The organism is uncultured Jannaschia sp., from assembly GCF_947494025.1.
Classification (GTDB): domain Bacteria; phylum Pseudomonadota; class Alphaproteobacteria; order Rhodobacterales; family Rhodobacteraceae; genus Jannaschia.
In genome coordinates this window covers 1-376 of sequence record NZ_CANLTQ010000163.1, presented here as the reverse complement: position 1 = coordinate 376, position 376 = coordinate 1, and the positions used below count along the sequence as shown (strand labels likewise).

1 protein-coding gene is annotated in these 376 nt (G+C 66.5%); it reads right to left on the bottom strand.

Translation table 11 applies throughout. The annotated features are described in order from the left end of the window. The coding region (locus Q1B08_RS21780) for a transposase (RefSeq protein WP_299823586.1) at positions 1-376 on the bottom strand (376 nt) is incomplete at both ends.

The window sequence follows — 376 nt, the reverse complement described above, 5'->3', positions numbered from 1 at the left end:
GTGGCGCGCAGCGTCTCGTTCCGAGCCTTCGGTGCCGGGCAGTCTTCCTTCCAGGCGCGCCCGTTCTTCCGGATCGGAATGATTGGCGTGGCTTGGCGGTCGATAATAGCAGCATGGCAGCGGCGGGTGTCGTAGGCACCATCGGCGGTCACAGTGCCGATCTGCTCGTCCTCGGGGATCTGGCCGAGCAACTCGGGCAGGATCGGGCTGTCCGCTGCCCGGCAGTGGTTTGCTTGCAAACCACGAGAGGGGCCGTCGCTGCTGGGGGTGAACTCTACCGCCCGGATGTCCGACGTGGCGGTGTCCATTGCCAGGTGGACCTTGCGCCATTGGCGTCGGCCCTGAGACCCATGCTTGCGGGTCTGCCACTCCCCGT